Below are 23,176 nucleotides of genomic sequence, written 5' to 3' on the forward strand. Positions count from 1 at the left end.
CACGGTGCGGCCGTCGCCGACGTGGCCGTGGTCGGGGGGGGGGGCGCGGGGAACGGCGGTCTGGCGGGGGCCCCGGCGGGCAGGGCGGCGGCGGGGGGGGGCGCGCGGAGGGAGGCGGCGGGGCCCGCGGGCACGGTGGTGTTGGGGCGGACGGCGGAGGGCGTCGCGATCGCGGTGCGCCGGGCCGGGGGGCACGTCAGGATGGGCGGGGACCCCTACCGGCACGGCCGCGGGCACGCGGCGAACAGGGAGCAGGCGGTATGAGCACTTCAGCGCAGATCGGCGTCACCGGCCTCGCGGTCATGGGCCGCAACCTCGCCCGGAACTTCGCGCGCAACGGCTACACGGTCGCGGTGCACAACCGCACGGTGGCGCGGACGCGGGAACTGGTGGAGCGGTTCGGGGACGAGGGGGACTTCGTCGCGGCCGAGACCGCCGAGGAGTTCGTGGCGGCGCTGGAACGCCCGCGCCGACTGGTGATCATGGTCAAGGCCGGTGACCCCACGGACGCGGTGATCAAGGAGTTCGCGCCGCTCCTGGAACCCGGCGACATGATCATCGACGGGGGCAACGCGCACTTCGCGGACACCCGGCGCCGCGAGCGGGAACTGCGCGAACAGGGCATCCACTTCGTCGGCACCGGCATCTCCGGCGGCGAGGAGGGCGCGCTGCACGGGCCGAGCATCATGCCGGGCGGCTCCAAGGAGTCGTACGCCTCGCTGGGCCCGATGCTGGAGAAGATCTCCGCGAAGGCGAAGGACGGATCGCCCTGTGTGACACACGTGGGTCCGGACGGCGCCGGGCACTTCGTGAAGATGGTGCACAACGGCATCGAGTACGCCGACATGCAGCTGATCGGCGAGGCGTACCAGCTGCTGCGGGACGTGGCGGGATACTCCCCCGCGCAGATCGCGGACATCTTCCGCACCTGGAACACCGGCCGACTGGACTCGTACCTGATCGAGATCACCGCCGAGGTGCTGTCCCACGTGGACGCGGCGACCGGCGAGCCGTTCGTGGACGTGGTGACGGACCAGGCGGAACAGAAGGGCACCGGCCGCTGGACCGTGCAGATCGCGCTCGACCTCGGGGTCCCGGTCTCGGGCATCGCGGAGGCCGTGTTCGCCCGCTCGCTGTCCGGCCACGCCGCGCTGCGGGAGGCCTCCCGCCACCTCGCCGGGCCCCGGCCGAGCCCGCTGGGCGAGCAGGAGGCGGCGGCCTTCGCCGACCGGGTGGAGCAGGCGCTGTACGCCTCCAAGATCGTCTCCTACACCCAGGGCTTCCACGAGATCGCGGCGGGCAGCGAGGAGTACGGCTGGGGCATCGACCAGGGTGCCGTCTCCGCGATCTGGCGTGCCGGCTGCATCATCCGCGCGGCCTTCCTCGACCGCATCCGCGCGGCGTACGCCGGCCGGCCCGACCTGCCGAGCCTGCTCTCCGACGAGACGTTCGCCCGGGAGATCGAAGCGGCCCAGGACGACTGGCGCGAGGTGCTGGCGGCGGCCGTGCGACAGGGGGTGCCGACGCCCGGCTTCGCGGCGGCCCTCGCGTACTACGACGGCCTGCGCGCCCCGCGGCTGCCCGCGGCGCTCACGCAGGGGCAGCGGGACTTCTTCGGGGCGCACACGTACCGGCGGGTGGACCGGGAGGGCACGTTCCACACGCTGTGGGGCGGGGACCGGAGCGAAGTGCAGGCGTAGCGGGCGCCTGCCATGTCCTTGAGGGGCGCGGGGAGCCGACGCGGCGCGGCGCGGGCGCGGGTGGGCGGTCGCGGGCCGATGCAGCCGCAGGTGCGTGGGCCTGGCGAGGGTGGGGGGGGGGGCGCGGGCCGGGGGGGGGAGGGAGGCCGGGACGATCGGTGGGGTCGGGGAGGCGCGGCGGCGTGAGGGGGGGGCCGGGGGGCTGGGGGCGGGGGGGGGCGGGGCGGGGGGGGCGGGGGCGGCGGCGGGCCGCTGGGCCGGCTCACGGGTGTCGTTGTTGATGACCCCGCTGTCGGTCCAGCCGGTGTTGCCCGACTCGAAGCCCGGGTTGGCCAGCAGCTGGGTCGAGGTGCAGCCGCCACCGCCGCCGCCGGTGCCGACGGTCCAGGTGAAGGTCGCGGTGCCGGTCGCGCCGGTGGAGTCCTTCACCGTGACGGTGGTGCTGTAGGTCCCGGCCGTGGTGGGCGTGCCGGAGATGACGCCGGTGGAGGCGTTGATGGACAGGCCGGTGGGCAGGCCGGAGGCGCTGTAGGTGAGGGCGCCGCTGTTGGTGCTGGACGCCTGGACCTGGAGGCTGACCGCGGTGCCCACGGTGGAGGACTGGCTGCCCGGGTTGGTGACCGTCACGCCGTTGCTGGGCGGGGTGATGTGGCTGCCCACGTTGATGCCCGCGAAGGCGTTGCCGACGCCCGCGTACTGCGCGGAGTTGGCGCCGTACAGCGCGGAGGCGGCGTTGAGGGCGGCGGTGCGGGCACCGGCGTAGTTGGTGCTGGACGTCATGTAGGACGTCAGCGCCTTGTACCAGATCTGCAGGGCCGCGTCGCGGCCGATGCCGGTGACGGCGACACCGTCGGAGGTCGGGCTGTTGTACGTGACACCGTTGATCGTCTTGGTGCCGCTGCCCTCGGACAGCAGGTAGAACATGTGGTTCGCCGGACCCGAGGAGTAGTGCACGTCGAGGTTGCCGACGCCCGAGTACCAGCTGTCCGCCGAGCCGCCGTCCTTGCTCGGCTTGTCCATGTAGCGCAGCGGGGTGCCGTTGCCGTTGATGTCGATCTTCTCGCCGATGAGGTAGTCACCGGGGTCGGACGAGTTGTTCGCGTAGAACTCCACGCCCGTGCCGAAGATGTCCGAGGTGGCCTCGTTCAGGCCGCCGGACTCGCCGCTGTAGTTGAGGCCCGCGGTGTTGGAGGTGACACCGTGGCTCATCTCGTGGCCGGCCACGTCCAGCGCGGTCAGCGGGTCGTTGTTCCCGCTGCCGTCGCCGTACGTCATGCAGAAGCAGCTGTCGTCCCAGAACGCGTTCACGTAGGCGTTGCCGTAGTGGACGCGGGAGTAGGCGCCGACGCCGTCGTTCTTGATGCCGCTGCGCCCGAAGGTGTTCTTGTAGAAGTCCCACGTCTCCTGCGCGCCGTAGGCGGCGTCCGCGCCCGCGGTGGCGGCGTTGGAGTTGGTGCCGTCGCCCCAGGTGTCGCTGGTCTGCGAGAACAGGGTGCCGGTGCCGGAGGAGCCGTGGTTCAGGTTGTACGTCTTGTGCCCGCCGCGCGTGCCGTCGGTCAGGGTGTACGACGAGCCCGACTGGGTCGTGGTCAGCGAGACCTGGCCGCTGTAGCGGGTGTTGCCGACGCCGGTCTCGATGCCCTGGTACCGGTACAGCTCCTTGCCGGTGGTGGCGTCGGTGATGACGTGCAGCTTGCTGGGCGTGCCGTCGTCCTGGAAGCCGCCGATCACGGTCTCCCAGGCGAGCTTCGGGGTGCCGCTGCCGGCCCAGATCACCTTGCGGGCGCTGTCGGCGGCGGGCTTGGCGGCGTCGAGGGCCTTGGCGGTCTTCAGCGCCTTGCTCTCGGCGGCCGACTTGGCGACGGTCGCGGTGGTGGAGGACACCGCCATCTTGTGCTTGTTGTTCCAGGTCGTGGTCACGGTCCCGGCGGCCAGCGAGGCGGGCGGGGTGTGCACGACGAGGTCGCCGCCCAGGACGGGCAGGCCGTCGTAGGTGCGCTCGTAGCGGGTGTGCAGCGTGCCGTCGGCGTCCTTGACGACGTCCCGGACGACCAGCTTCTCCTTGGCGCCGAGGCCGAGGGTGCGCGCGGTGTCGGCCGTCTTGTCCTGGGCGCTCTGGATCAGGGCCTTGTGCTGGGCCGGGCTGAGCTTGGCCTCCAGGGCGCCGGTGCGCAGCGGGCTGAGGTGGTGCGCGGCGGGGGCGGAACTGCCCTCGGCGGCCGCGGCGGCGGTGCTCGCGAGAGTGCCTGCGAGGCCCGCCGTCAGTGCGAGCGCCGCGAGGGCCGCCGTGAGTCTGGTGGGGTGCACGTCTGCTCCAGTTCCGTGACGGGGAGTCGGTGGGTTGCGCCGAGTATGAGCGTGGGCATGGCAAAAAAGGGACCTCCCATCGGGCATAAGGCCGGTGTTATGCCCGGCCGGCCCGAACCCCTCCCAGGCCGTCCGTCGCCCTGCCTATGCTGGTGAAATGCAGTTGGAGTTGAGGCATCTGGAAGCTGTCCGCGCGATAGCGGAAGCGGGCAGTCTGGGGCGGGCGGCCATGCGGCTCGGGGTGTCCCAGCCGGCTCTCTCCGCGCAGCTACGGCGTATCGAACAGGTCACGGGCGGCGAGCTGTTCGTCCGCGGCAGGAGCGGCGTCGAGCCCACTCCGCTGGGCGAGTTCGTGCTGTCCGTCGCACGCCGGGTGCTCGGCGAGATGGACGCCCTGACCGCCGGAGCGCGAGCCGCCGCACCGCATCCGGCACTGCGGCTCGGCTGCATCCAACTCGTACTGGTCGACCGGCTGTTCGGGCGTTTGGAGGAGGAACTGCCCGACCATGAGGTCGACATCGCCATCGAGCACTCGGCGACCACGCTCACCCGCATGCTCGGTGCCGGGAAGTACGACGCGATCCTGTACGGAGAGGTCGGCGACCACGAGGTGCCGCTCCCCGACGGCGTGGCTGCCCGCACCCTCATCCCGAAGGAACCCGCCTGCGTGCGCCTGTCGGTCACCCACCCCCTGGCCGGGCAGGAGGAGATCGAACTCGCCGACCTGGCGGGCGAAACCTGGACGACGCTCACCGACGACGACGGCGGCCCGGAGGCCATGACCGACGCCTGCCTCCAGGCCGGCTTCACGCCGAAACTGCGCTACCGGATCGCCGACCGCAAGATGCGTTGGGAACTGATCGCCGCCGGTCGGGCCATCTCCATGTGCCAGCCCACCTCTCCGCATGTCGAGGGAACGGTCCTGCGCCCGCTGGCCGGCGACCCGCTCACCGGCCGTATCCGGATCGCCTGGAACCGGGCCGCGGTCACGGAGCAGCGTGCCGGGCTGCTGTACCGGGCGGCGGGACGCGCGTACCTCGACAGCATCCCCAACAACACCTTCTACGGCACATGGTGGGAAGCCCGCCCCGAACTCCACCCGGTCCTCGTCTGAGCCCACCGGCAGACAGCGGGGCAGTGCAGGAAGACAGCCGGGGGATGGACGGTCCGGGCGGCGGTGCAGCGGACACGGACGGGCGGAGGCCAGAAGGTTCGCCTTGGGTCAGCTTGTGGACGGCCTGTAGCCGTCGTCAGCGGCATCGTCGTCGGCGTGCTGACCTTCTTCGCCGAAAAGTCCCTCCCCAAGGCCGTCCTCGCCGGTGTCATCGCTGCCGGGGCCGCACGGTAGGACTGCACAACCCGATCGACTGATCTGCGGAGCCGGGCAGGACGAGACCTGCCCGGCTCCGCAGCACGGACGTCAGGGAGCGCTGAACTCGTGGGCAGGGCCCGCCCGCCACTCCACCCACTGCGGTTCGTCCTGGATGGCCTCGGGTTCCGCGACGCCGGCGGCCTCAAGGGACCTGGCCCCGTCAGACTTCCATGAGGTCGCAGACGAAGATCAGGGTCTCGCCCGGGGCGATCTTGCTTCCGGCGCCCCGGTCCCCGTAGGCCAGGTGGGGCGGAATGATCAGATGGCGGCGCCCGCCGACCTTCATGCCCTGGACGTTTGCGTCCCATCCCGCGATCACCTGGCCGGCGCCGAGCTTGCACTGCAGTGGCGTGCCCCGGTTCCAGCTGGCGTCGAACTCTTCGCCGCTGGAGAACGAAACGCCGACATAGTGGACCTTCACCATGTCGCCGGCCTTCGCTACGGGCCCCGTGCCCGTCCCGGCTCCAAACACCATCTGATCGTCGACCGCCAGGGCATTCCGCTCGCTGTCACGCTCACCAGCGGAAACCGGCATGACGTCACTCAGTTGCTGCCGCTGCTGGACGCCGTCCCTGCGATTCGGGGCCTGCGAGGACGCCCACGCCGCAAGCCCCGGCGTCTGTATGCCGATCAGGCCCGCCCCGTCCGCACTGGCTCGATGAAGAACACCCGTGTACGACGCGACCATGATCAATCTCAGCGTCAACGGCTGCTCCACTGGTAGAAGCGCCGACACCCCAACCTCACCCTGGCGAGCCGAGGTCAGTAAACGCCAAGCTCAGTACTTCTTACTGTCGTTCATCACCCGTCGGCGAGGCGTTGGATGGTGGCACTCAGCCATGCCTGGAGGTGGGCGGGGTCGCCGAGCTCGGAGCGCAGGATGCGGCGGCGGGTCGAGACGCCGAGTACGAAGGCGTCGATCGCTGCGGCTCGACTGCGGGCGTCCGCCTCGTCCAGGCCGCTGTTGCGCAGGTAGCGGTACAGCGGCTCCAGCGCATTGGTGTCGAGGAATGCGGCCAGCGCCTCCGCCGCCTCAGGGCGTTCGCCGGACGCGCGTTGCAGTACGAGCAGGGGATCCTCCCCGGGCGCACCGAACCAGCGTTGGACGATGCTCGCCGCGAGACGCGAACCCAGCCCGGAACGGTCACCGCCGACGGAGTCGGAGACTGGGATCTCCACCCGGGTCGCCGCCAGGAAGAGCCCCTGCTTCCCACCGAAATAACGGGTGATCAGGTTGGGGGACACATCGGCCGCGTCAGCTACGTCTTTGACCGTGACCGCCGCATACCCGTGCTGGGCGAACAATCGTCGTGCGTGCCCCAGGATCCGCTGCTGTGTGGCGGCTGCATTGCGCAAAGTCATGTGTACAAGCATACACATCATGTGTACGCTGATACACATGAACGAGGAGATGCGGGAACGACTCCGGCGGACGCGGCGCGTCACGACGCCATGGAGTGACGACGGGACACGCGGCATCCGCGGCTCCCGCCTCGACGAACTGCTCGAGCACTGGGTGAACGGGTACGACTGGGGCGTGCACGAGCGCCGCATCGGCGGATTCCCCTGGGTCACGGTGCGGGCGGGCGATACCGACCTGCGTGTGATCCACCAGCGGTCCGCGGATCCCGGCGCCCCGGTCGTCGTGCTGCTGCATGGCTGGCCGGACTCGGTGTTGCGGTTCGAGCGCGTTCTGCCCTTCCTCGCGGACATGCACGTGGTGGTTCCGGCGCTGCCGGGCTTCCCGTTCGCGGCCCCGCTCACCGAGCCCGGTATGTCGGCCCATCGGATCGCCGGGGTCGTCGCGGGCGCCCTCGATGAGCTCGGCTACTCGCGCTACACGGTCTCCGGCGGCGACGTGGGCGGTACCGTCGCGGAACTCCTTGCTGCCGGGTACCCGGATCGCGTGACCGCACTGCACCTCACGAACATCGCCCCGCAGCGTGCGCTCACCGCCGACCCGGCGAAACTCGCGCCCGACGCAGCGGCCTACCTCCACCGGTCGGCGCAATGGTTCCGGGCCCAAGGCGGCTACATCGCGCAACAGGCGACGCGGCCGAACACGCTCGCCGTCGCCCTCGGCGACTCACCCGCCGGCCTCGCCGCCTGGATCGTCGAGAAACTGGAGTCCTGGTCCGACGAGTCGGCATTCACGACGGACGAACTCCTCACCTGGGTCACCGCCTACTGGATCACTGACACGATCGGCACCTCTTTCACCACCTATGCCGAACCGGTCACGCTCCCCGACCGGGTCGACACGCCGACCGTGCTCTCCGTGTTCCCGCGCGACATCAAACCGGAGCCGCGAAGCTATGCCGAGGCGTTCCTGAACGTTTGCGATTATGTGGAACACCCTGCCGGTGGCCACTTCGCAGCCTGGGAACAGCCCGAGGCCTACGCCCACGACGTACACCGTGCGGTCAAGCTGGGCGGCTGAAAAAGAACGTGCGAATGCTGCAACGCCGTGCACATGGCATGGCCCATGGCGTGATAGCCGGCACCGTCAACATTCGTGGTCAGGCACTAGCTTGATACCACACGACACCAACTCGACCTGAGAGGTTTCAATGACACGTCAGTCATTGGACACTCCCGATCCCCGCGGCGCGCCCCCGGCTCCCACGTCCGCAGCAGTGCAGAACGCGCGGGCACAGGGGTCCGTGTAATGGGAAGGCAACACCCCCCGCGCCGTTCCTGGCCGACACAGCGCTGCGCCAGGATTGAAACGCAGAAGGGCCTACTCTCACGCCCGACCGGGCAGTTGCCTCATTGTTCGGAAGCAACCCTGGCTCAGGCAGCGTGGCCCCAGGCCTCAAGGAGACATCACACCGTGCCCACCATTCGGAAGACCGCCCGGAGCCTGTTCGCTGTAGCGTTACTGGCCGCAGGCCTCAGCATGGCAACTCCGGCGAATGCCGCGCCCGCCATGAATCAGACGCCTTGCACTACCGACGACTTGTTGCACATCTGGGGCCATTACAGTCGCCCGCTCATTATCGGCCCTTCCGGGCCTTTCGAATACTGCGCCGCCAACGCGGGAACCATGGAACTCGGAGCTGGCGCCTGGGTGGACAAGATCTCCACTGGGAACAATGACATCCAGATGAACGACGCCAATGGCGCTCCCGTCAGGATCAGTCGCTGGAACATCGTGACTTACCCCAACCAGCCGCCGAACATTACATCTATTCAGATCTTCTGAGGTGTCGGCATGTTCAGCGGCGGCGCGCTCAGGTCCTCGCCTGGCGCCGGACCAGCGCGGGGCGCACCCCGTACTGGAACGTCGGCGCGCAACTGTGACCCGAGACGCAGGGCCGGGGCATCGGTACCGCCGTGCAGCGCCTCCTCGTCGACTACCTGTTCGGGCACTCACCCGTCGTACGGCTCGGAGCGAACACGGAGACTGGCAATGTCGCCGAGCAACGATCTCTGGAGAAGGCCGGGTTCATGCGCGAAGGCGTGATGCCACCGTGGGTTCCCGCGACGTGCAGTGGCGGGACGCGGTGATACGAGGAGACACCGCGCGGCCGGACACGCCCGAAGGGCCGGAGTTCCGGCCGCGCGTGACCGCCTCCGCCCGGTCCTGTCGCCCCGGCGGGTTCTCGTCGTGCCTCAGGGCCCGGCGGCGCGTTGCCAGGCGCGCGGATCAAGCCCACCCCAGCCCCTGTACGCAACCGGCTCAAGCGCCTGCAGTACCGGCCCGACACCCTCGACGGCTTCATAGCCGGCACCGGCCTGACCCTCGACACCGGAACCTCACCCTGACGAGCCGAGATCAGTCAGGCCGGAGCCGGCCCGTGGGGACTCAGAGGACACCTCAGTGGGGCCTCGCTTAAGCGAGACCCCACTGGGACCCGTGCGTAATCAAAAACTGCACGTCAGGGGCCTGGTGTGCGTAGGCGTCAGGAAGCTCGGACAGGTCCTGAGCGGTAGTCCACCGACAAGGTCATCGGTCAGCAGGATATTTCACGGCTCGTCAGTACCAGCAGGGTGACCAGGGCGCCGTTCGACGACTGATGTCGTGGCGCCACCGTCACGGTCGGCTGCGTCGTCCGTCGGGACCGGACCATTCATGCGACACCGCGGGAAGGGGGACGGAACATGTCCGAATCGCTCAATGCCCAACTCGCCCTGGTGACCGAGAAGCTGTTGCTGCGGGTCGAGGATCTGGTGACCGCGCAGTTGGAGGTGACCGCCGCGATCGGATCGTACCGTGTGGTACCCCCGTCGGAGGTCTGGTCGTCCGTGCACCGGAATGTCGTCCGCGTGGTCGCCGCCCTTCGAGGCGAGGAGTACCTCAGCGACGATGTGGCGGAGGATGAGCAGGAGACCGGGCGACGCCGGGCACTGCAGGACATCCCGATCGCCGACGTCCTGGCCGCCTACCGCCGCGGCATCGCGCTACTGCGTGACGAGTTCCTCCGCATCGCCCGGGACCAGGGCGTCTCCGCCGACGCCGTGCTGCTCGGCGTCCAACGGATCTGGCAGCTCGTCGACCACTACAGCGACCAGTTCCTCGCCGGTCACCGGAAAGCCGAGTTGGACCTCGCCCGTCGTGAGGAGCAGCAGCGGATGACCCTGCTCGCCCGTCTGTTGGAGGGCACGATGACGATCGACCAGATAGTAGCAGCGGGAGTCAGGTTCGGGCTCGCCGCAGACCATCAGTACTGGGTGCTGCGGGCCCGGTCCGCCAGTACCCGCTCGGTTGCGCTTACCGGCATGCTGGAACGGGCGGCTGGTCCGCAGAACACGGTCCTGGTCAGCACCTACGGCGGTGATGCCGCAGCAGTGCTGTCCGGCCGCATTACCGGCGAGCTGACCGACGACGTCACGGTCGGGTTGGCAGGCCCGACCGGCCTGTCGCAGTTGAGCGGCGGTTTCGCCGAAGCCACGCAACTGCTCGAGGCAGCCGCCCGGTTCGGCCACCGCGGGATCGTGGACCGCGGGCGCATGGCGTTGCGGCTGCCCGTGATGAACGACCCGGAGCTGGGGAAGTACCTCCATGCCCGTTACATCGAACCGGTGGAGGCGGAAAGCGCCATCGGGGAGACCTTGCTGACCAGTGTCGAAGCCTATCTGTCCCGACGGCGCTCGATTCCCGAGGCCGCCGCCGCGCTGTCCGTCCATGTCAACACACTGCGCTACCGCTTGGACCGCTTCGCCGCACTGACCGAAGCAGACCTCCAGAACACGGAGACAACGTTCGAGATCTGGTGGGCCCTCCAGTACCGCAGAGTGTATGCATCACCGAAGTGACACGGTGCACTTCATCCGGTCGGACGCTCGCCGATCGCAGCCGTAGCACTGCAGCCGCCGATGGTCACGCAGAGGGCCTCATTGTGGTTGACTGCGATACAACGTCAAGCACAATGAGGCCGCGAACTGCAGACGACTCAGAGGATTCGGATCGCCTCGATCTTTACTCCGCCAGGATAATGCGGCCAAGAAAATGTGGTCCACTTATCGATCGGCGTGTCTGGCTGCCATCGTCCGTCTCCGTACCACTGGACACGGTTATTTCCCGTCCAGATATAGCGGGCCCAAGCGTAGGGCGCCGAGATGGTAGTAACGGGCATTTCTCCGGCATTTGCGAAACATGCAGTGAAACTACCGCTGCCCGCGGGGTCAAGAGCGTCCAAACGCACGAACTCGGTCGACCCTTGACGGGGGCAATCAACCGTGTTGATTGCTGATGCGGTGCCAGCGGGAATTATGGCCGTTATTGCGGCGGTGGTCAGCGCGACAAACACGAGTTTCTTGAGCTTTCCAGTCAACTGAACCTTCCACGGTAGGATCGCTGCATTGTCGAGACCGGCGCTGGTGATGTGTGCCAGCCAGAAAAACATAGCAACCGCCCGAGAAGCGATCAACGTACAACGGAACAACATCGGCGGACGCCAAATTGGAGATGCATATAAAACGCGCCGGGACCGATGCCTCGTTCCTCATTGCCGCACTGACACAGCTGCTGGCCACCCCAGTCATCACCGCCGCTTCTCATGGTCGACGTGCTCGATCGCGTCCGGCCGGGAGCGGACCCGGTCCACGGTGCGCTTGTCCGCGTCCTTCGGCAGCGGCCGGCCCCACTCCCAGTACCGGCGCAGCTTGGCGACCAGGTCGTGCACGTCCTCGGTACGGCGGTCGATCTCCAGCAGCAGCACCGGCACCCCGGCCTCCGGCGCCCGCACCACCAGGTCCGCCCGCTGCACGAAGCTGTTGCCGAGCCGGTGCCCGATCTCGGTCTGGAAGCCGAGCCACGATAGATGGCCCCGGGCCCTCGGGCGTCGACGAGGCCGGTTCGTTTGGATCACTTCCGCTGGCCGAGGTTGTCGTTGATGATGTCCGTCTGACTCACCGCATCAGGCGTGAGCGCGAACATCGCACGCGTCGGCGTGGTCGGCGGCGGGCAGATGGGCGCCGGCATCGCCGAGGTCTGCGCACGGGCCGGGCTGGACACCGTGGTGTGCGAGGTGGACGCGGTCGCCGCCCGCACGGCACGGGACCGGGTGGCCGCGTCACTCGGTCGGGCGGTACGGCGGGGCAAGCTGGAACAGGGGGCGGCAGATGACGCGCTCGCCCGGATGGTCTTCACGGGCAGCCTGGACGACCTCGCCGACCGGCAGCTCGTCGTCGAGGCCGTCATCGAGAACCCGGATGCCAAGGCTGAGGTCTTCGCCGCCCTCGACAAGATCGTCGAGGATCCGGCGGTGGTTCTCGCGACCAACACCTCATCCCTCCCCATCATGCGGCTCGGCATGGCGACCCAGCGTGCGGACCGGGTCGTGGGGCTGCACTTCTTCAATCCCGTCCCCGTCCTGCCGCTCGTCGAGGTCGTCACCTCCCTGCACACATCAGCCGAGACGACCACGGTGGTCGAGAACTTCGCCACACGCACCCTCGGCAAGACGGTCATCCGCTCTCAGGACCGGGCCGGCTTCGTCGTCAACGCCCTTCTCATCCCGTACCTGCTGTCCGCGGTCCGGATGGCGGAGTCGGGCTTCGCCACAGCTGCCGACATCGACGCCGGGATGGAGCTGGGCTGCGCGCACCCCATGGGTCCGCTGAAACTCGCTGACCTGATCGGCTTGGACACCGTCGCGTCCATCGCGGAGTCGCTGTACGACGAGTTCCGTGAACCCCTCTACGCACCACCGCCGCTGCTCCAGCGGATGGGGGAGGCGGGCCTTCTGGGCCGGAAGACCGGCCGGGGGTTCCACACCTACGGCCGGGGCTGAGGACCTGGTCACGACGCGGGCCGAGGGGCCCGCACCGACTCCGGGCCGAGGGTCCCGGTGACGGCGCAGGAGAAGGGCGGGAAGCGCGTGTGCGGCGCTTCCCGCCCTTCGGCGTTCCGCGGCTGAAGGACTGTGCCACACCTTCCGGATGCTGGACGGCTCTCTTCCTTTTGCGGCACCACCCCGTACGCTGACCACAGCAGCTGGTTCGCCCCGTCCGCCAGGCGGGGTGTCGTAAGAGGGAACCCGGTGGGAATCCGGGACTGCCCCGCAGCGGTGAGCGGGAACGACCGCCGTCATACGCACTGGGTCCGAGGTACCGGGCCTGGGAAGCGACGGCCAGTAGGTGTCCTCCGTGAGGGAGGACGTGCCCGCGAGTCCGAAGACCTGCCAACTGCCCGCGTACGGACCATTCCGTGCGCGGAGATTCCGGTGACCTCGAGGGCGGGTCGGCGTACATACCAGACGAACGACCGTGCTCTTGCCGCGCGGGGTCGTTGCCGTCCGGTTCGTCATTTCCCTTCGCGCTCTCGTCCCGTCTCCGGGATCTCAGGGATTCATCTCGCGAAGGAGATCTCCGTGACAGCGAAGTCCGCAGCCGCGGCAGCACGGGCCACCGTGTACGGCTACCCCCGACAGGGCCAGAACCGGAAACTGAAGAAGGCCGTCGAGGGCTACTGGAAGGGCCGCGTCACCGCCGACGCCCTCCGCGCCACCGCCACCGACCTTCGTCGCACGAACTGGCAGCAACTCGCCGAGGCCGGCATCCACGAGGTGCCGACGGGCGACTTCTCGTACTACGACCATGTCCTCGACACCACCGTCATGGTGGGCGCGATCCCCGAGCGGCACCGCGCAGCGGTCGACGCCGACGCGCTGGACGGCTACTTCGCCATGGCGCGCGGTACCCAGGAGGTCGCTCCGCTGGAGATGACCAAGTGGTTCGACACCAACTACCACTACCTCGTCCCCGAGCTGAGCCCGGACACCGTCTTCAGCGCGAACTCGGCCAAGCAGGTCGCGGAGCTGAAGGAGGCCCTCGCCCTGGGGCTGACCGCCCGTCCGGTCCTGGTCGGCCCGGTCACCTACCTCCTGCTCGCCAAGCCCGCTCCAGGCGTGCCCGCCGACTTCGAGCCGCTCACCCTCCTGGACCGGCTGCTTCCCGTGTACGCCGAGGTCCTCGCCGACCTGCGCGCGGCGGGCGCCGAGTGGGTGCAGCTCGACGAGCCCGCCCTCGTGCAGGACCGCACGCCGGCCGAGCTGAACGCCGCCGCGCGCGTCTACCGCGAGCTGGGGGCTCTGGAAGACCGGCCGAAGCTGCTGGTCGCCTCCTACTTCGACCGGCTCGGCGACGCGTTGCCGATCCTGGCCAAGGCTCCGGTCGAGGGCCTCGCGCTGGACTTCACCGAATCGGCGGCCGCCAACCTGGAGGCGCTGGCCGCCGTCGGCGGACTGCCCGGCAAGCGCCTGGTCGCCGGGGTCGTCAACGGCCGCAACATCTGGATCAACGACCTGCAGAAGTCCCTGTCCACGCTCGGCACCCTCCTCGGACTCGCCGACCGTGTCGACGTCGCCGCTTCCTGCTCGCTGTTGCACGTGCCGCTGGACGCAGCAGCCGAGCGGGACATCGAGCCTCAGATCCTGCGCTGGCTCGCCTTCGCCCGGCAGAAGACCGCCGAGATCGTCACCCTCGCCAAGGGCCTGGCCCAGGGCACCGACACGATCGCCGCTGAACTCGCTGCCAAGCGCGCCGACTTGGCCTCCCGCGCGAATTCCCCCATCACCCACGACCCAGCCGTCCGGGCCCGCACCGAGGCCGTGACGGACGCCGACGCCCGCCGCTCCCAGCCGTACGCCGAACGGGCCGCCGCCCAGCGCGCCCACCTCGGCCTGCCGCTGCTGCCGACCACGACCATCGGCTCCTTCCCGCAGACCGGCGAACTGCGCACCGCCCGCGCCGACCTGCGCGCCGGACGCATCGACACGGCCGGCTACGAGGAGCGCATCAAGGCCGAGATCCAGGAGGTGATCTCCTTCCAGGAGAAAGCCGGCCTGGACGTCCTGGTACACGGCGAGGCCGAACGCAACGACATGGTCCAGTACTTCGCCGAGCAGCTCACCGGCTACCTCGCCACCCAGCACGGCTGGGTCCAGTCCTACGGCACCCGCTACGTCCGTCCGCCGATCCTGGCCGGCGACATCTCCCGCCCGGGGCCGATGACCGTCCGCTGGACGACGTACGCGCAGTCCCTCACCGACCGCCCGGTCAAGGGCATGCTCACCGGCCCGGTCACCATGCTCGCCTGGTCCTTCGTCCGCGACGACCAGCCCCTCGCCGACACCGCCCGCCAGGTCGCCCTCGCCCTGCGCGACGAGGTGAACGACCTGGAGGCGGCCGGTACTTCGGTGATCCAGGTGGACGAGCCGGCGCTGCGCGAGACCCTGCCGCTGCGCGCCGCCGACCGGGCCGCCTATCTGGCCTGGGCGACGGAAGCGTTCCGGCTCACCTCCGCCGGGGTTCGTCCGGACACCCAGATCCACACGCACATGTGCTACGCCGAGTTCGGCGACATCGTCCAGGCCATCGACGACCTCGACGCCGACGTCATCAGCCTGGAGGCCGCCCGCTCCCACATGCAGGTCGCCCGCGAACTCGCCGCCCACGGCTACCCTCGCGAGGCAGGACCGGGTGTCTACGACATCCACTCCCCCCGGGTGCCGAGCGCCGAGGAGGCCGCCGAACTGCTCCGCACCGGCCTGAAGGCCATCCCTGCCGAGCGACTCTGGGTCAACCCCGACTGCGGCCTGAAAACCCGCGGCTGGCCGGAGACGCGCGCGTCCCTGGAGAACCTGGTCGCAGCGGCCCGCACCGTCCGCGGTGAACTGCCCACTGCCTGATTCCGATCCCAGTGGGCCGGGACGCCAGCAGCGTCCCGGCCCCGTCGTGACAGCAGACGGCTACGCGGCGCCCGGCACCGCCCGCTGGCCCGGACCGTCGTAGGAGGCCAGCGGGCGGATCAGCGCGTTGTGGGCGAGCTGCTCAGTGATATGCGCGGTCCAGCCGGTGATCCTGCTCATCACGAAGATCGGAGTGAAGGCCGGGGTGTCGAAACCCATGAGGTGGTAGGCGAGGCCGGCCGGGTAGTCCAGGTTCGGATGGATTCCTTTGCGGCTGATCATCGCGTGCCGCAAGGCCGCGTGCAGGGTGGCCATGCGGGTCACCTCGGGATCCGCGGCACGTGCCACCAGCCGGTCGAGGGCGTCCTGCATGATCGGGACGCGGGAGTCGCCGTGCTTGTAGACGCGGTGGCCGAAACCCATGATCTTCCGCTTGGACGCCAGCGCCTCGTCCAGCCACGCCTCGGCGCGCTGCGGGTCGCCGATCTCGTTCAGCATGTGCATCACGGCCTCGTTGGCGCCGCCGTGCAGCGGGCCTTTGAGCGCGCCGATCGCGGCGGTGACCGCACTGTAGAGGTCGGAGAGCGTGGAGGTGACGACGCGGGCGGTGAACGTCGAGGCGTTGAAGCTGTGTTCGGCGTACAGCGTGAGGGAGATCTCGAAGCAGCGGACCACTTCGGGGTCGGGCACGCTGCCGAAGCACATGTGGAAGAAGTTCTCCGCGTACCCGAGGCCGGGGTCCGGCGGGATCGGGGCGAGGCCCCGGCGGCGGCGCTGGTCGGCCGCCACCACGGTGGGCAGCTTGGCCAATAGAGTCAGGGACTTGCCGCGGTTGGCGGCGAGACTGCCGTCGTCCTCGGTGGGGTCCTCGGCGCCGAAGAAGCTGACGGCGGTGCGCAGCACGTCCATCGGGTGGCAGGTGTCGGGCAGCCGGGTGAGCAGTTCCAGCGTGGTGCGGTCCAGGGGACGCAGCGCGCGCTCGCGGGCGTGGAAGTCGCGGAGCTGCCCGTCGTCGGGGAGTTCGCCGTACCAAAGCAGGTGGGCGACCTCCTCGAAGGAGCGGCGGGCGGCCAGGTCCTGGACCGGGTAGCCGCGGTAGGTCAGGGAGTTGGTCTCCTGGACGACGGTGGAGATCTCGGTGGTGTCGACGACGACACCGGCGAGACCGCGGTGGATCTCAGGTGCGGACGTGGTCATGGAGTGCCTGCCTTCGTGGGTCAGGTGCCGGACGTGGTCAGGTTCCGGGCGGAAGCGTGAAGTCGAAGACGGCCGAGTCGAAGGCCGAGTACTCCTCGTAGCCGAGGAGTTCGTAGAGGCGGCAGCGGGTCTGCATGCGGGGCAGCAGGGACTCCTGGGTGCCCTCGGCGGCGATCGTGCGCAGTCCTTCCTCGACCGCGCCCATGGCGATGCGCAGCAGCGTCACCGGGTAGAGGGCGATGTTGTAGCCGAGGTTCTCCAGGGTGCGGGTATTCAGTAGGGGGGTTTTGCCGAACTCGGTGAGGTTCGCGAGCAGGGGCACGTCGACGGCCTGACGGAACGCCTCGTACTCGGCCTCGTCGGCGAGGGCTTCAGGGAAGATCGCGTCCGCGCCGGCGTCGACGTACGCCTTCGCCCGGTCGATCGCCGCGTCCAGGCCCTCGACGCCGCGGGCGTCGGTGCGGGCCATCAGAAGGAAGTCGGGGTCCCGGCGGGCATCGACGGCGCCCCGGAGCCGGCGGACCATCTCCTCGCGGGAAGTGATGGTCTTGCCGTCGAGGTGGCCGCAGCGCTTGGGGTTGACCTGGTCCTCCAGATGGAGTCCGGCCAGGCCCGCGTCCTCCATCAGCTGGACGGTGCGGGCCGCGTTCATGGGCTCGCCGAACCCGGTGTCGGCGTCGACGAGGACGGGCAGGTCGGTCACCCTTGTCGTCTGCTGTGCTCGCGCGGCGATCTCGGCGGAGGTGGTCAGGCCGATATCGGGTAGCCCCAGATCGGCGGCGAGGACGGCGCCGGAGAGGTAGACGGCGTCGAAGCCGGTGTCCTGGATCAGCCGGGCCGACAGCGGGTTGATCGCACCGGGCATGCGCAAGAGCCGCCCGGAGGCGAGCTGTTCGCGCAATGCGCGGCGGCGCTCGGCGGGCGTGGTCCTGGTGTGCAGCACCATCAGAAGAGACCCTTCGGCAGGCTCGCGTCGTGCGCGGCGACGGCCTCCGTGTCGACGCCCGGGAACAGCCGGCCCAAGTCGTCCGTCGACAGGTCGGCCAGATGTTCGGCGACATCCAAAAAGGCATCTTGCGCGGCCGGTGTGACGATGCCCTCGGTCAGGGTGCGGAACTTGCCGGCATAGGCGGTGCGGTCGAAGGGTCGGGCACCTGCCGGGTGGGCGTCGGCCACGGCGAGCTCGTCCTCGATCACCGAGCCGTCGTGGAGAGTGATCACCGCACGTCCGCCGAAGGCCCGGCGGTCCGGGTCGGGGTCGTGGTACCGCCGGGTCCAGACCGGGTCTTCGACCGTGGTGATCTTCCGCCACAGCTCCACGGTCTCCGGGCGTCGGGCGCGCTCGGGCGCATAGGAGCGCTCGTGGTGCCAGGCGCCGTCCTCCAGTGCGACGGCGAAGATGTACGGCACCGAGTGGTCGAGCGTCTCCCGGCTGGCCGTGGGTTCGTACTTCTGCGGGTCGTTCGCACCGGAGCCGATGACGTGGTGGGTGTGGTGGCTGGTGTGCAGAACCACCGAGCGCACGTTCTCCAGCGGGCCGGTCTTGTCGCGCAGGCGGCGGGCGAGGTCGATGATCGCCTGGGCCTGGTACTCGGCGGAATGTTCCTTCGTGTAGGTGTCGAGGATCGCGCGGCGCGGCTCGCCCGGCTCCGGCAGCAGAACCGTGTAGTCGGACTCGGGGCCGTTCAACATCCAGGCCAGGAAGCCGTCCTCGCCCTCGTAGATAGGCGAGGGGGAGGTCTCGCCACGCATGGCACGATCGACGGCCTCAATCGCCGCTTTGCCCGCGAAGGCGGGTGCGTACGCCTTCCAGCTGGAGATCTCGCCCTTGCGGGACTGCCGGGTCGCGGTGGTGGTGTGCACGGCCTGCTGGATGGCCTGGTACACCGTCTCCGTCGGCAGCCGGAGCAGGGCTCCCAGGCCGCACGTGGTGGCCGCGCTCAGATGCGCCACGTGGTCGATGCGGTGCTCGTGCAGGCAGATGCCCTTGACCAGGGCCACATGGACTTCGTAGGCGGCGATGACGCCGCGCAGCAGGTCGGCTCCGGTGCGGCCGGTGTGCTGGGCGACGGCGAGCACCGGCGGGATGTTGTCGCCGGGGTGGGAGTAGTCGGCGGCCAGGTAGGTGTCGTGGAAGTCCAGCTCGCGCACGGCGGTGCCGTTGGCCCAGGCGGCCCATTCCGGGGAGACCCGGGCGGAGGTACCGAAGACGGAGGCGCCGGCCGTGGCCGTGCGGTGCGCGGTGGCCTGGGCGCGGGCGACGGCGACCGGTCGGCGCAGCAGCGAGGCTACGGCGACCGAGGCGTTGTCGATCACCCGGTTGACTGCCATGGCGGTGCTGTCGGCGTCCAGGTCTCCGGTGCCGGTGGCGACGGCGGCCAGTTTCCAGGCGAGCTGGTCTTCGCGCGAAAGCCGGTCGGCGCTGGGGTGGACACGGACGTGGTGCTCGATCACGGGACTCCTCGCGGGTGCAGACGGTCCTGCTCGGTGCTGACGTGATCGACAGTGCCCGTTTCGCGGCTGCCCGGCCACCTCTCCAATCTGCGGAATCTCTACAGCTCAGACCTGCGAATCTGCGAATTCTGCGAATAACGCGGATGCTATCTTCGCAAGAAGTCAGTGCCCCCAACGTCGTCCCTCACCGCTTGCGACAAGGATGTGCGCCATGGCACGAGGAGCATCCGACCGCAAGGTCTACGCCCACGCGAAGCTGCGTCGGCTGCGCCGTGAGCACGGTATGAACCAGGTCGACATGGCCCGTGCCCTCGGCATCTCGACCAGCTACGCCAATCAGATCGAGCAGAGCCAGCGTCCGCTGACCGCATCCGTGCTGCTGCGGATCGCGGAGGTCTTCGGGGTCGACGCGGAGTTCTTCTCGGCGGCCGACGAGGACCGGCTCGCCGCCGATCTGCGGGCCGCGCTCGCCGACGAGGCGTGCGGGGTGCCGCTGCCCGCCGCCGAGGAGGTCACCGAGGCGGCACGCGACCACCCGGAGGTGGCCCACGCCCTGGTGGCCCTGCACCGCCGCTATCGCGACACGGTCGAACAGGCCGCCGCGCTGGGATCCCCGGGACCTGCCGGTGGCCTGCTGCCTCCTGCCGAGCCGCACGACGAGGTGCGGGACTTCTTCTACGCCCACCACAACCACTTCGAGCCGCTCGACACCAAAGCCGAACGGATTGCCGAAGCGCTGGAGCTTCGTCCGGGCAAGGCAGCCGACCCTCTCGCCGCGCTGCTCGTCGAGCGGCATCACGTCCGCATCATCGAGTCCGCTTCGGGTCGGCCCGGCGACGCGCGACGCTTCGTTCCCGACACCGGGCTGCTGTTCCTCTCCCCCTGGCTCACCGACGGCCAGCGCGCCTTCCAACTGGCCACTCAGCTGGCGCTCTTGGAGCACGGACCGCTGCTCACAGAACTCGCCGAGCGCGCCACCGAGCTGACCTCACCGGAGTCCCGGACCCTCGCCCGCATCGGCCTGGCCAACTACTTCGCCGGCGCCCTGCTGATGCCTTACGCGGCCTTCCACGCGACGGCCGAGGACCTGCGGTACGACATCGAACTGCTCTCGGCCCGCTTCGGCGTCGGCTTCGAGACGGTCTGCCACCGCCTGAGCACGCTGCAGCGCACGGGAAGCCGGGGCGTGCCGTTCTCCTTCCTGCGGGTGGACCGGGCCGGCAACATCTCCAAGCGGCAGTCGGCCACCGACTTCCACTTCTCCCGCATGGGCGGCACCTGCCCGCTGTGGACGGTGTACGAGGCATTCTCCGCACCGGGCCGCATACTGACGCAGGTCGCCGAAATGCCGGACGGGAAACGGTACTTCTGGGTCGCGCGGACCATCACCCGCGGCGGCTTCGGCCATCATGCCCCGCGCGCCGAGTTCGCCGTCGCCCTCGGCTGCGAGCTGCGGCACGCACAACGGCTCGTCTACACCGAGGGCATCGCCCTGGACGACCCGCGCGCCGCCACCCGAATCGGCCTGGGCTGCCGGATCTGCGAACGCCGCGACTGCGCCCAGCGCGCCAGGCCCCCGGCCGGCGGACGCCTCGCCATCGACCCGGACCGGCGCACGTACGTGCCGTACGCCGTGGAGAGCAGCACCCCATGACACCGACAGCAGGAGCAGCCACGTGACCAGCCGTGTCACCTTCGTCTCGCCCGCCACGAGCCCGTCGCTGCGACAGGCCCGCTTCTACGACGGCGACTCGATCGACGACATCGGCGCGGCCCGCGCCCGTGAGGCCGCCGGATCGCTGCCCGTGGCGGCGCGTGTGGTCGTGTCCCCGAGTGTGCGCTGTCGGGAGACGGCGGCTGCTCTCGGCCTCGACGGCGTGGAGACACGGGAGCTGGGCGGACTGGACGTGGGCCGCTGGCGAGGCCGCACGCTGGAGGCGGTGGCGGCTGCCGAGCCGGAAGCCGTGGCCCGCTGGCTCACCGACCCGGGGAGCGCACCACACGGGGGTGAGTCCATAGAAGTCCTGTGTGGGAGAGTCGCGCGGTGGCTGGAGGAAGCGACAGCTGTCGACGGTCGTGTGCTCGCTGTGGTCGAGCCGGAAGTGGTGCGGGCGGCGGTCACCGAAGCGTTGGACATACCCGCCGCTGTCTTCTGGCGCCTTGATGTGTCTCCCCTTACGGTGACCGAGCTCAGCAGCCGGGCTGGGCGCTGGAATCTGCGGCTCGGGCGCCCCCTGGCCGTGCCGGACATCGACTAGAACTCGGTCACCGGCGGTTCAGGACGCCGGATCCCGGTGACGGCGCAGCAACGCCGCCAGCTCGCATCGCAGGCAGGAACCAGCAGCTTTCGTCCGGGCGGACGTACTTTCGGCACAGGGCGTCGACGATGTGTGGACCTGCCCGGTGCAGCCCTCCCCCTGTGAGGCGATCAGTGCCTCCAGGTCGTGGAGCAGTTGTTCGGTGCGTTTGGCCTGCTGGGCGAGCACCCGCACCCGGGCGCTCTGACCGCCGATCTGCCTACGGCTGGCGATGAGTTGGTCGTACTCCTCCCGGGTGAGGGCGACCGCCTCACGGCCGCCGAGGGTGATGTGGCGCGGCTGGGGGGTTCTGGCCACTCGGTTCCTCCGCTCATCGGCCGGGTGGTCCGCGTCGGGTCGGGCTGCACTGTCGAGCCGTACTCACTCTTGCGTCGAACTCGGTGTCCGGAGAACGCCAGAGGGCCCCCGGATGGTTCCGAAGGGCCCTCTGTTGTCCGGAAGGAATCAGTGCGCGGCCGGAACCGCGCGGCCGCTCGCGGCCGCCGCCGGTTTGGGGTTCAGCAGGCGTTCCGCCAGTTCACCGAAGAGCAGACCGAAGCCGGCCCACAGGACGGACTGGATGGCCAGTGCGGACAGCCGGAACCGCCACAGCAGGGCGGCCGGGAAGTCCTTCGGCACCTCGTTGATGACCGGCAGGAACGCGTAGGCCAGACCGATCACGAGGGCGAACGCGGCCACCGCGACGACCGTCGCCCACCAGGTGCCCAGGCTGGGCGCCAGGCGCTTGCCCAGGATGGTGGCGGCGACCGCGAGGAGGACGCTGAGCAGCATCATCAGGAAGTACAGGGTGGTCCGCTTGCTGATGGTGTCGGGGTCGCCGACAGAGGGCGGGTTGGCCGGGTACTTCAGGAACGGCACGACGTACACGGCGAGCAGGGCGCAGCCGGACAGCAGCAGCGCGGTCGCTCGCGGGCTGAAGCGGCCCACGCGGCCGAGCGCGAAGCAGTAGGCGAGCGCGGCGATGCCGCCGAAGGCGACCCCGTAGACGAGGACGCCGGTGGCGAGGCCGGCGGTGGACTGCAGGGAGCGGGAGACGACTTCCATCTCGTGCTCGTGGGAGTGGGCGTCCTCGAAGGCGATCGCCTTGTCGACGCTCGGCTCACCGAGGAGGTAGGCGACGACGAGGGCGAGCACGCCGGCGGCGAGGCCGGCGAGCATGCCCCGCACGAGGAGGTTTCTAACCGTTGCGGAGTTCATGGGCGTGCGCGGTCCCCTCGGTTCAGTGGCAGGGGAAGCCGAGCAGGTGGCGGGCGTCGTGCACCCACTCGTGCACGTCCGTGCCGTTGAACACGGAGGTGGCGCCCTGCTCCGCGCCGACAAAGTACAGCAGCACCAGCATCAGGATGCCGAAGAAGACGGCCCAGGGCGCTATGGCCTTCAACGGCAGCGTGGCGGGAACGGCGGGGGTGGTGGCTGTCGGCTGGGCGACGGTCTGCGCCATGGCAGAACCTCCTCTGGGAGTTCGCGTCCCATCTCGGTGGTGCACAGGACGACGGCCACGGGTCTGACTCACGCAACGCCCCAGGAGGGCGTCCCGCATACAGTGGCGCGACCGTGCCGGATTCTCACCGGCTTCCGTTTCGCCGTCGTCGATATCGGACCGACCGTACCGCGTGGCGCGGGCATGGCCAAGACCGCGTCAGCCCGGCGTGATCTTCCTCTCCCACCGGACGGACGGCACGGGCACAGGCT

19 protein-coding genes, 4 pseudogenes and 2 riboswitches are annotated in these 23,176 nt (G+C 69.6%); of the genes and pseudogenes, 12 read left to right on the forward strand and 11 right to left on the reverse strand.

The window, feature by feature from the left end:
* The first annotated feature begins 260 nt into the window (after positions 1–260).
* Positions 261–1,700, forward strand: a complete 1,440-nt coding sequence (gndA, locus tag FRZ03_RS04680) for an NADP-dependent phosphogluconate dehydrogenase (protein WP_146463878.1) — start codon at positions 261–263, stop codon at positions 1,698–1,700.
* A gap of 255 nt (positions 1,701–1,955) precedes the next feature.
* On the opposite strand, the pseudogene FRZ03_RS04685 reads toward gndA, so the two are convergent.
* Positions 1,956–4,007 (reverse strand): annotated as a pseudogene (locus FRZ03_RS04685) (M4 family metallopeptidase); the annotation flags it as partial.
* A gap of 157 nt (positions 4,008–4,164) precedes the next feature.
* Here FRZ03_RS04685 and FRZ03_RS04690 point away from each other — a divergent pair.
* Entirely contained in the window at positions 4,165–5,121 is a 957-nt protein-coding gene (locus FRZ03_RS04690; RefSeq protein WP_146463846.1) for a LysR family transcriptional regulator, read from the forward strand.
* 418 nt (positions 5,122–5,539) lie between these two features.
* Here FRZ03_RS04690 and FRZ03_RS04695 read toward each other — a convergent pair whose 3' ends face one another.
* A complete protein-coding gene (locus FRZ03_RS04695) occupies positions 5,540–5,854 on the reverse strand; it encodes an FKBP-type peptidyl-prolyl cis-trans isomerase (RefSeq protein WP_146463847.1) in 315 nt (104 codons plus the stop codon).
* Between FRZ03_RS04695 and FRZ03_RS04700 the strand changes: the two are divergent.
* Positions 5,789–6,013: pseudogene (locus tag FRZ03_RS04700) on the forward strand (transposase); the annotation flags it as partial. The gene FRZ03_RS04695 and the pseudogene FRZ03_RS04700 sit on opposite strands and share 66 nt — an antisense overlap.
* 167 nt (positions 6,014–6,180) lie before the next feature.
* Here the strand turns inward: FRZ03_RS04700 and FRZ03_RS04705 are convergent.
* Entirely contained in the window at positions 6,181–6,741 is a 561-nt protein-coding gene (locus tag FRZ03_RS04705) for a TetR/AcrR family transcriptional regulator (RefSeq protein ID WP_146463848.1), read from the reverse strand.
* 37 nt (positions 6,742–6,778) lie between these two features.
* Here FRZ03_RS04705 and FRZ03_RS04710 point away from each other — a divergent pair, with 37 nt between their 5' ends.
* The 5 genes and pseudogenes from FRZ03_RS04710 to FRZ03_RS04730 all read left to right on the forward strand — a co-directional run bounded on the left by FRZ03_RS04710 (position 6,779) and on the right by FRZ03_RS04730 (position 10,638).
* Positions 6,779–7,819: an epoxide hydrolase family protein gene (locus tag FRZ03_RS04710; RefSeq protein ID WP_146463849.1), complete on the forward strand. Its 1,041-nt coding sequence runs from the start codon at positions 6,779–6,781 to the stop codon at positions 7,817–7,819.
* A 393-nt stretch (positions 7,820–8,212) separates the two neighbouring features.
* Positions 8,213–8,584, forward strand: a complete 372-nt coding sequence (locus FRZ03_RS04715) for a beta/gamma crystallin domain-containing protein (protein ID WP_186785258.1) — start codon at positions 8,213–8,215, stop codon at positions 8,582–8,584.
* A 113-nt stretch (positions 8,585–8,697) separates the two neighbouring features.
* Positions 8,698–8,889 (forward strand): annotated as a pseudogene (locus FRZ03_RS39690) (GNAT family N-acetyltransferase); the annotation flags it as partial.
* A gap of 159 nt (positions 8,890–9,048) precedes the next feature.
* Positions 9,049–9,147 (forward strand): annotated as a pseudogene (locus tag FRZ03_RS40955) (transposase); the annotation flags it as partial.
* Between the two features lie 336 nt (positions 9,148–9,483).
* Complete coding sequence (locus tag FRZ03_RS04730) at positions 9,484–10,638, forward strand: PucR family transcriptional regulator (RefSeq protein ID WP_146463851.1); 1,155 nt, start codon at positions 9,484–9,486, stop codon at positions 10,636–10,638.
* Positions 10,639–10,775: 137 nt separating this feature from the next.
* On the opposite strand, the gene FRZ03_RS04735 is transcribed toward FRZ03_RS04730, so the two are convergent.
* A complete protein-coding gene (locus FRZ03_RS04735) occupies positions 10,776–11,228 on the reverse strand; it encodes a beta/gamma crystallin domain-containing protein (protein WP_222443337.1) in 453 nt (150 codons plus the stop codon).
* A gap of 138 nt (positions 11,229–11,366) precedes the next feature.
* Positions 11,367–11,693 (reverse strand): hypothetical protein, encoded by a 327-nt coding sequence (locus FRZ03_RS04740; RefSeq protein ID WP_261398557.1) that lies wholly within the window; start codon positions 11,691–11,693, stop codon positions 11,367–11,369.
* Positions 11,694–11,747: 54 nt separating this feature from the next.
* Here FRZ03_RS04740 and FRZ03_RS04745 point away from each other — a divergent pair, with 54 nt between their 5' ends.
* Both FRZ03_RS04745 and metE read left to right on the forward strand, forming a co-directional pair.
* Positions 11,748–12,617, forward strand: a complete 870-nt coding sequence (locus tag FRZ03_RS04745) for a 3-hydroxybutyryl-CoA dehydrogenase (RefSeq protein WP_146463852.1) — start codon at positions 11,748–11,750, stop codon at positions 12,615–12,617.
* 187 nt (positions 12,618–12,804) lie between these two features.
* Positions 12,805–13,026: riboswitch (cobalamin riboswitch) on the forward strand.
* A 170-nt stretch (positions 13,027–13,196) separates the two neighbouring features.
* Positions 13,197–15,515, forward strand: coding sequence for a 5-methyltetrahydropteroyltriglutamate--homocysteine S-methyltransferase (metE, locus tag FRZ03_RS04750; RefSeq protein WP_146463853.1), 2,319 nt, complete (start codon positions 13,197–13,199; stop codon positions 15,513–15,515).
* A gap of 60 nt (positions 15,516–15,575) precedes the next feature.
* On the opposite strand, the gene FRZ03_RS04755 is transcribed toward metE, so the two are convergent.
* The 3 genes from FRZ03_RS04755 to FRZ03_RS04765 are packed head-to-tail and all read right to left on the reverse strand — an operon-like array spanning position 15,576 to position 19,166.
* Entirely contained in the window at positions 15,576–16,712 is a 1,137-nt protein-coding gene (locus tag FRZ03_RS04755) for a bifunctional 2-methylcitrate synthase/citrate synthase (protein ID WP_146463854.1), read from the reverse strand.
* A 37-nt stretch (positions 16,713–16,749) separates the two neighbouring features.
* A complete protein-coding gene (gene prpB, locus FRZ03_RS04760; RefSeq protein ID WP_146463880.1) occupies positions 16,750–17,655 on the reverse strand; it encodes a methylisocitrate lyase in 906 nt (301 codons plus the stop codon).
* A 2-nt stretch (positions 17,656–17,657) separates the two neighbouring features.
* Positions 17,658–19,166: an MmgE/PrpD family protein gene (locus FRZ03_RS04765; RefSeq protein WP_146463855.1), complete on the reverse strand. Its 1,509-nt coding sequence runs from the start codon at positions 19,164–19,166 to the stop codon at positions 17,658–17,660.
* 211 nt (positions 19,167–19,377) lie between these two features.
* On the opposite strand from FRZ03_RS04765, the gene FRZ03_RS04770 reads away from it, so the two are divergent.
* The gene (locus FRZ03_RS04770; RefSeq protein WP_146463856.1) at positions 19,378–20,820 is read left to right on the forward strand and encodes a short-chain fatty acyl-CoA regulator family protein; all 1,443 of its coding nucleotides are present in this window, start codon (positions 19,378–19,380) and stop codon (positions 20,818–20,820) included.
* A gap of 22 nt (positions 20,821–20,842) precedes the next feature.
* Entirely contained in the window at positions 20,843–21,424 is a 582-nt protein-coding gene (locus FRZ03_RS04775; RefSeq protein WP_146463857.1) for a histidine phosphatase family protein, read from the forward strand.
* An 18-nt stretch (positions 21,425–21,442) separates the two neighbouring features.
* Here the strand turns inward: FRZ03_RS04775 and FRZ03_RS04780 are convergent, their stop codons facing one another.
* From FRZ03_RS04780 to FRZ03_RS04790, 3 genes are all read right to left on the reverse strand, one after another.
* Complete coding sequence (locus tag FRZ03_RS04780) at positions 21,443–21,781, reverse strand: hypothetical protein (RefSeq protein ID WP_146463858.1); 339 nt, start codon at positions 21,779–21,781, stop codon at positions 21,443–21,445.
* Between the two features lie 147 nt (positions 21,782–21,928).
* On the reverse strand, positions 21,929–22,681 hold the full coding sequence (locus FRZ03_RS04785; protein WP_146463859.1) for a CbtA family protein: 753 nt from the start codon (positions 22,679–22,681) through the stop codon (positions 21,929–21,931).
* A 22-nt stretch (positions 22,682–22,703) separates the two neighbouring features.
* Positions 22,704–22,925 carry a CbtB domain-containing protein gene (locus FRZ03_RS04790; protein WP_086692985.1) on the reverse strand — a complete coding sequence of 74 codons (222 nt, stop codon included), beginning with the start codon at positions 22,923–22,925 and terminating at the stop codon, positions 22,704–22,706.
* Between the two features lie 36 nt (positions 22,926–22,961).
* Positions 22,962–23,105: riboswitch (cobalamin riboswitch) on the reverse strand.
* Positions 23,106–23,176: the final 71 nt, after the last annotated feature.

This window comes from Streptomyces misionensis, from assembly GCF_007896895.1.
Taxonomy (GTDB): domain Bacteria; phylum Actinomycetota; class Actinomycetes; order Streptomycetales; family Streptomycetaceae; genus Streptomyces; species Streptomyces misionensis_A.